The organism is Allobosea sp. TWI1241 (assembly GCF_039673065.1).
GTDB lineage: Bacteria > Pseudomonadota > Alphaproteobacteria > Rhizobiales > Beijerinckiaceae > Allobosea.
On the sequence record NZ_JBDJKW010000018.1, the window covers coordinates 69870 to 76555 of the forward strand.

Sequence of the window (6686 nt, forward strand, 5' to 3'; positions counted from 1 at the left end):
GCCTCGCGCGGCACGCCGACACCGTCCATGGCGACGCTCATGCCTGCCTCGCCATCTCCGCGACGATCCGCGTGTCGAACAGGGTGGCGAAATCGGGCAGCTGGCGGATCTGCTTCAGCTCCAGCATGTGCTGGGCATAGGTCTTCGACTGGGCGATCTCGGTCTCGCCGAATTTCCAGGTCAGGTCGACATTCGGGGCCGAGGCCTCGATCGCGTCCTTCTTCTGGCCGAGCTTGGACACCGCCATCGCGACCATCGCCTCGCGGTTGGCCATGGCGAAGTCGGAGGCCTTGCGGTGGATGTCGAGGATCACCCTGGCGATCTCCGGCTTCTGGGCCATCGTGTCGCGATGGGCGCCGAAGATCATGTTCAGCGCGCCCATGGCGGTGCCGTAGGGGTATTCGACGATCTTGCCGACGCCGGTGGCGAGGCTGACGCCGGGCGCCGGCTCGGCGCCGACATAGGCGTCGACATCGCCGCGGGCGAGCGCCAGATGCATCTCGGAGAAGGAGATGCGCACCGGGGTGATGTCCTTCACCGACAGCCCCTCCATGCGCAGGCGCTCGAGGATGAAGACCTCCTGGGTCGAGCCGGGCCAGATCGCGACGCGCTTGCCCTTGAGATCCTTGATCGCGGCGATCGGGCTGTTCTTGCCCGCGACCACGGCCATGCCCTTGTTGCAGGCCGAGGCGATCACCACGATCGGCTCGCCGGCGGCGGCGCCCAGCGTGGCGGCGGCGATGCCGAACATGCCGAAATCGACCGATTTGGTGACGACGGCGTTCTTGCCCTCGGTCGGGCTCTCGAAGGGGATGACCTCGACCTTGTAGCCGGCCGGCGTGAACTGCTCGTAGAAATGCGGCGCGATCGAATGGATCAGCTTGAGCGCCCCCATGCGGATCGTGGTCGTCGACTGGGCGCGGACGGAAGGCGCGGGCAGCGTGGCGGCGGCGGCGGCCGCGACGAGGAACTGGCGACGATGCAACATGGCGGTCTCCTGGTGATGGGCGGGACGGGTTCGGCGAGGGTCAGGCGGCGCGCGCGGCGGCGGCGAGATAGGCTCGCCAGCCGCCGAGCGCGGTGATGTCGGTGGCATCGGCCACGGCGTTGGCTTCGCTGAGGAAGCCCTTGACGCTGCGCCCGTCGGAAAGCGCCAGCGTGCCGATGCCGAGCGGCGGCGGGATCTCGGCGACGAAGGAGCCGAAGGCCTCGGCCGAGAGCGCCCAGAGCTCGAGCTCGACGCCCCCTGCCCCGCCGTCGCGGACCAGGCCCGGCTTGGCCGGCACCGTGCCGGCGAGCGCATAGAGGCTGTAGCCGTCGGCGCTGCGGGCCGGCCCGACGAAGCGGGCGGCGCGCTCGGTAAGCTGGCGGTTGAGCGGCTGGCCGCGCAGGTGCGCGCCGACGACCGCGAGCAGGATCTCGTCCGCGACCGGGGCGGCCGGCACCGGCGCGGCGGCCGACAGAGGCAGGTCGCTCGCGCCCAGCCGCGCCGCCGGATCGGCCCTATGCAGCCGGTCGCCGAGCCGCGCCAGCATGCCATCGGCGAAGGCGCGGCCGACCAGGGTGACACCGACCGGCAGCCCGTCCTCGCCGAAGCCCGCCGGCACCGAAAGCGCCGAAAGGTCCATCAGGTTGACGAAATTGGTGAAGAGGCCGAGCCGGGCATTGCAACCGACCGGATCGGCCAGCATCGCCTCGGTCGTCGGATGCTCCGGCACGGTCGGCAGCAGCAGGAGGTCGAGCCCGGCCCAGACCGGCGCGAGCGAAGCCGAGAGATCGGCCAGGCGGTACTGGCCCTCAAAGGCATCGACGGCAGCGAAGCGGCGCGCACCGAGCACGATCTCGCGCACCACCGGATGGATCGCCTCGGGCGAGGTTTCCGCGAAGGCGCGGATCGCGGCGAGGCGCTCGGCCACCCAGGGCCCGTCATAGAGCAGCCGGGCGGCGGCCTCGAAGGGCGCGTAGTCGATCGCGACCGCGTTGCCGCCGAAGCCTTCCAGCCGGGTGACGCCCTGCCGATAGGCCGCGACGACGGCAGGTGCGCAACGGGCGAGGATCTCCTCGCCGACGACGCCGAAGCGGAAGCCGGCAGGCGGCTCGGCGTCCCAGATTCCGGCTGGAGCGGTGCGCGAATAGGCGTCGGCCGCATCGGGCCCGGCGGCGATGCCGGCCACCAGCCGGGCGTCGGCGACATTGGTCGCGAAGATCGAGACGCAGTCGAGCGTGCGGCAGGCCGGCAGCACGCCGCTGGTGCCGAGCAGGCCGCGCGTCGGCTTGAGGCCGACGAGGTTGTTGAAGCCGGCGGGGACGCGGCCGGAGCCGGCGGTGTCGGTGCCGAGCGCGAAGGGCACCAGCCCGGCGCCGACCGCGACTGCCGAGCCGGAGCTGGAGCCTCCGGAGACGTGGCGGTCGCTGAACACGCTGGTCGGCAGGCCATAGGGCGAGCGGGCGCCGCTGAGGCCGGTGGCGAACTGGTCGAGATTGGCCTTGGCGACCGGGATGGCGCCGGCCGCGACGAGGCGGGCGACCACGGCGGCATCCCGCTCCGGCGTAAAGGCGAAGGCGGGGCAGGCCGCAGTGGTTGGCACGCCGGCGACGTCGATATTGTCCTTCACCACGAAGGGAATGCCGAAGAGCGGCAGCTCGGTCCCCTGCGCCAGCCGGGCCACGGCATCGGCCAGCACGGCGCGGGAGCGTTCCGGCGGGCAGAGCGCGATCAGCGCCTGCGTGAAACCACCCTGCGCCAGCCGGGCGTAGAGCGCGTCGAGATCAGCCTGCGGATCGCGCTCGCCGGCCCGGTAGGCGGCGACGCGGCTGGCGATATCGGGGAAAATCGGGTCGGCAGGCACATCCGGCTCCACGTCTGGGATCGATCCGGATGGTAGACAAGCGCCTGTTGCCGTCTATTGCTTGTTTCTGACCAGCCCGTTGCGAAAAATGAAACAGGTGCCGCGATGCGTCATATGAAAGTGCTGGAGTGCATCCGCGATGTCGCGATCAGCGGCTCGATCCGGCGCAGCGCCGAGCGGCTGGCGATCACGCCATCGGCGCTGACGCGGCGGATCCAGGATTTCGAGCAGGAACTCGGCACCACCCTGTTCGAGCGGCTGCCCAACGGCATGCGCCTCAACCCGGCCGGCGAGTTGCTGCTGCGCCATATCCGCGACCAGTTCGCCGATTTCGACCGGCTGCGCTCGCAGATCGCCGATCTCTCCGGGGTGCGCCGCGGCCATGTCGCGATCGCCTGCAGCCAGGCCTTCGCGCATGAGCTGATCCCCAACGAGATCGAGGCCTACCGCATCCAGCATCCGCTGGTGTCGTTCACGGTGCTGGTGCGCGACCACAGCCATGCGGTCGAGGCGCTGACGGCCTTCGAGGCCGACATCGCCATGGTGCTGCAGCCGCCGCCGGCACCGGAGATGCAGATCCTCTCGGCGCTGTCGCAGCCGCTCTGCGCCCTGATGCGGCCGGACCACCCGCTCGCCGGGCGCCGGACGGTGCGGCTGCGCGACTGCCTGCAATTCCCGATCGCGATGCCGGGGCCGGGCCTCGCCATCCGCCACCTGCTGCAGGGTGCGATCGTCAAGGCCTCGATGCCGGTGCGGGTGGCGGTACAGTCCGATTCCTTCGAGGTGCTGCGCAGCTACGCCGCGCGCGAGGACGTGGTGTCCTTCCAGATCCGCGCCGGCATCCCGCAGGATGGCGGGCGGCTGGCCGCCTGCGAGGTCGACGGACGCGACCTGCCGCAGGCGCAGCTCGTGCTCGGCCAGCTGCTCGGCCGAAGGCTCTCGGTGGCGGCGGCCAAGTTCGCCGATCAGGTCGGCCGCAGCCTGCACTCCCGCTACGGCGCCGGCTGAGCCGCCCTACCCCGCCGCGCGCTCGGCGAGGCGCCGGTCGTAGTCGAGCACCGCCTGCAGCAGCACCTGCGCGCCGGCGCCGCATTCGTCGAAGGAGGTCTCCTCCGCCTCGTTGTGGCTGAGCCCGCCGACGCAGGGCACGAAGATCATCGCGGTGGGCGCGACACGGGCGATATAGGCGGCGTCATGGCCGGCGCCCGAGACGATGTCGCGCATGCGCAGGCCGAGCGCCTCGCCGGCCGCCCGGACCGCACCGACACAATCGGGATGGAACGGCACCGGCGGCGAATCCCAGATCATTTCCATGGTCGCGGAGACGCCGTGCGCCGCCGCGATCTCGGCGAGCGCCGCCCGCACCTGCGCCTCCAGCGCGGCGAGACGCTCGGCGTCGGGATGGCGCAGATCGACCGACAGCGTGGCGCGGCCGGGGATGACGTTGCGCGAGGCCGGATGGACGGTGATCGTGCCGACCGTCGCGACCGCGCCCTCGCAGGCGCGCGCCCGCTCCTGGATGGCGAGGATCAGCGCGGCCGCGGCCGGCAGCGCGTCGGCGCGCATCCGCATCGGCGTCGAGCCGGCATGCGATTCGCGCCCCTCGACCACCACGTCGTACCAGCGCATGCCCTGCACGCCGGTGACGACGCCGATCATGTCGCCCTCGGCCTCGAGGATCGGCCCCTGCTCGATATGCAGCTCGAACATCGCGCCGATCGGGGTCGTGCCGACCTTCAGCGGGCCGCGATAGCCGATCGCCTCGATCGCGTCGGAAAAGCGCGCGCCCTCGACATCGGTGCGGGCGTCGGCATAGGCGCGGTCGAATACGCCGGCATGGACGCCGGAGCCGAGCATGGCGGGCGAGAAGCGCGAGCCTTCCTCATTGGTCCAGTTGACCAGCATCAGCGGCGCATGGGTCTCGTAGCCCGCCCGGTGCAGCGTGCGCAGGCATTCGAGCCCCGCCAGCACGCCGAGCACCCCGTCAAACTTGCCGCCCGTCGGCTGGGTGTCGAGATGGCTGCCCATGGCGATCGGCGCCAGCGCGGCGTCGCGGCCGGGGCGCAGGGCGAACATGTTGCCGACCTCGTCGACCGTGACCGTGCAGCCGAGCGCCTCGCATTGCGCCCTGAACCAGTCCCGCACCTGCCGATCCTCCTCGCCAAGCGTCAGGCGACGGATGCCGCCCTTCGGCGTGCCGCCGATCCTGGCGGTCTCCATGAGATCGTCCCACAGGCGCTGTGCGTCGATGGTCAGGTTGTCGGCGCGGGTCACCATGGCACTCGTCTCCGTCGTCGGCCGGGCGTGAAGTAGATGCACGCATGATGCCGCTTGAACCCGTCGCCGCAAGCGCGGCGACGCATGCGTGCCCGCGCTGAGCGCAACCGCGGGCTGCCGGCAGCCTGACGCTTAGGCAGGCGCGCTATGGCTCACATATTTTTCTTCTATAGTAGAATTTCGCGATGAGGCTGCTAGCCTCCCATCCGAGGAGACCCGTCGCAAGGCGTCGCGAGAGCGCCCGCGGGCTCCCGGTCAGGGAGGACCACGCATGACATCGCACGCGTCGCGACTATCGCTGCTCGTCGCCACCCTGCTGGCCTGTGCGTCGGCCAGGGCGGACGACAAGCCGTTCCGTATCGGGGTGATCGACGACATGTCGGGCACCTTCGCCGACAATGGCGGCCCCGGCACCGTACTGGCGGTCCGCATGGCGGTCGAGGATTTCGGCGGCAAGGCCCTCGGCCGGCCGATCGAAATGCTGGTCGCCGACCATCAGAGCAAGCCCGACATCGGCTCGGCCCAGGCGCGCCAGTTCATCGACGAGCGCGGCGTCAGCGTCATCCTGCCGGGCGGGTCGAGCTCGGTCGGGCTCGCCGTGCAGGCGGTGGCGCGCGAGCGCGGCGTCACCACGCTGGTCTCGGGCGGCTACGCCCCGAACGTTACCGGCAACCAGTGCTCGCCCTACGGCACGCAATGGGCGCCCTCCACCGCCGAGCTGGCCAATGCTGTGGCCCGCGGCGTGGTCGAGGAAGGCGGCAACAAATGGTTCTTCCTCACCGCCGACTACGTCTTCGGGCACAACCTCGCCACCGACGCCGGCAAGGCGGTGAAGGCGGCAGGCGGCCAGGTGCTCGGCGAGGCCCGCCATCCGCTGGGCACCACCGACCTGTCCTCGCCGCTGCTGACGGCGCAGGCCTCCGGCGCCAACGTCATCGGCCTCGCCAATGCCGGGCCGGACCTCGTCAACTCGCTGAAGCAGATGCGAGAGTTCGGCGTCACCGCCAAGCCGGCGACCATGCTGGTCTACGAGAACAACGTCGTGGCGCTCGGCCTGCAGGCGGCGCAGGGGCTCAAGCTCTCGGCGCCGTTCTACTGGGACGTCAACGAGGCGACGCGCGCCTGGGCCAAACGCTACATGGCACGCAACAACGACAAGGTGCCGACCATGGGCCACGCGCTCGCCTACATTGCCACCAGCCACTACCTCAAGGCGGTGACGGCGGCGCGCACCGACGACGCCAGGACGATCGCCAGGCAGATCCGTGAGATCCCGATCACCGGCGACATGATCCAGAACGCGCGCATCCAGGCCAATGGCCGCGTGGTGATGGACATGCACGTCTTCGAGGTGAAGACGCCGGGCGAGGCCAAGAGCCCGGCGGATCTCTACAAGGTCCTCGCCACCCTGCCGGGCAAGGCGCTGTTCACCCCGGCCGAGGACAGCGGCTGCCAGCACCTGTTCAAGCCCTGAACCCGCAGCGGCCGCCACGCCGCACGGGGTGGCGGCCCGTCCGCCACGCCGCGGCCCGATCATTACGACCCAACCCCCATACGACG

The 6686-nt window shown here is 70.8% G+C and carries 5 protein-coding genes; 2 read left to right on the forward strand and 3 right to left on the reverse strand.

Going from position 1 to position 6686, the window contains the following annotated elements; genetic code table 11:
- Nucleotides 1-37 precede the first annotated feature (37 nt).
- Together ABE438_RS18450 and atzF are read right to left on the reverse strand one after the other, a co-directional pair.
- Nucleotides 38-988: an ABC transporter substrate-binding protein gene (locus tag ABE438_RS18450; RefSeq protein WP_346504132.1), complete on the reverse strand. Its 951-nt coding sequence runs from the start codon at nt 986-988 to the stop codon at nt 38-40.
- Between the two features lie 40 nt (nt 989-1028).
- Complete coding sequence (atzF, locus tag ABE438_RS18455; RefSeq protein ID WP_346504133.1) at nt 1029-2849, reverse strand: allophanate hydrolase; 1821 nt, start codon at nt 2847-2849, stop codon at nt 1029-1031.
- 105 nt (nt 2850-2954) lie between these two features.
- Between atzF and ABE438_RS18460 the strand changes: the two genes are divergently transcribed.
- Complete coding sequence (locus ABE438_RS18460; RefSeq protein WP_346504134.1) at nt 2955-3857, forward strand: LysR family transcriptional regulator; 903 nt, start codon at nt 2955-2957, stop codon at nt 3855-3857.
- A gap of 6 nt (nt 3858-3863) precedes the next feature.
- Here the strand turns inward: ABE438_RS18460 and ABE438_RS18465 are convergent, their stop codons facing one another.
- Nucleotides 3864-5126, reverse strand: a complete 1263-nt coding sequence (locus ABE438_RS18465; protein ID WP_346504135.1) for a M20 family metallo-hydrolase — start codon at nt 5124-5126, stop codon at nt 3864-3866.
- Nucleotides 5127-5397: 271 nt separating this feature from the next.
- On the opposite strand from ABE438_RS18465, the gene ABE438_RS18470 reads away from it, so the two are divergent.
- Nucleotides 5398-6600: an ABC transporter substrate-binding protein gene (locus ABE438_RS18470; protein WP_346504136.1), complete on the forward strand. Its 1203-nt coding sequence runs from the start codon at nt 5398-5400 to the stop codon at nt 6598-6600.
- The last annotated feature ends 86 nt before the right edge of the window (nt 6601-6686 follow it).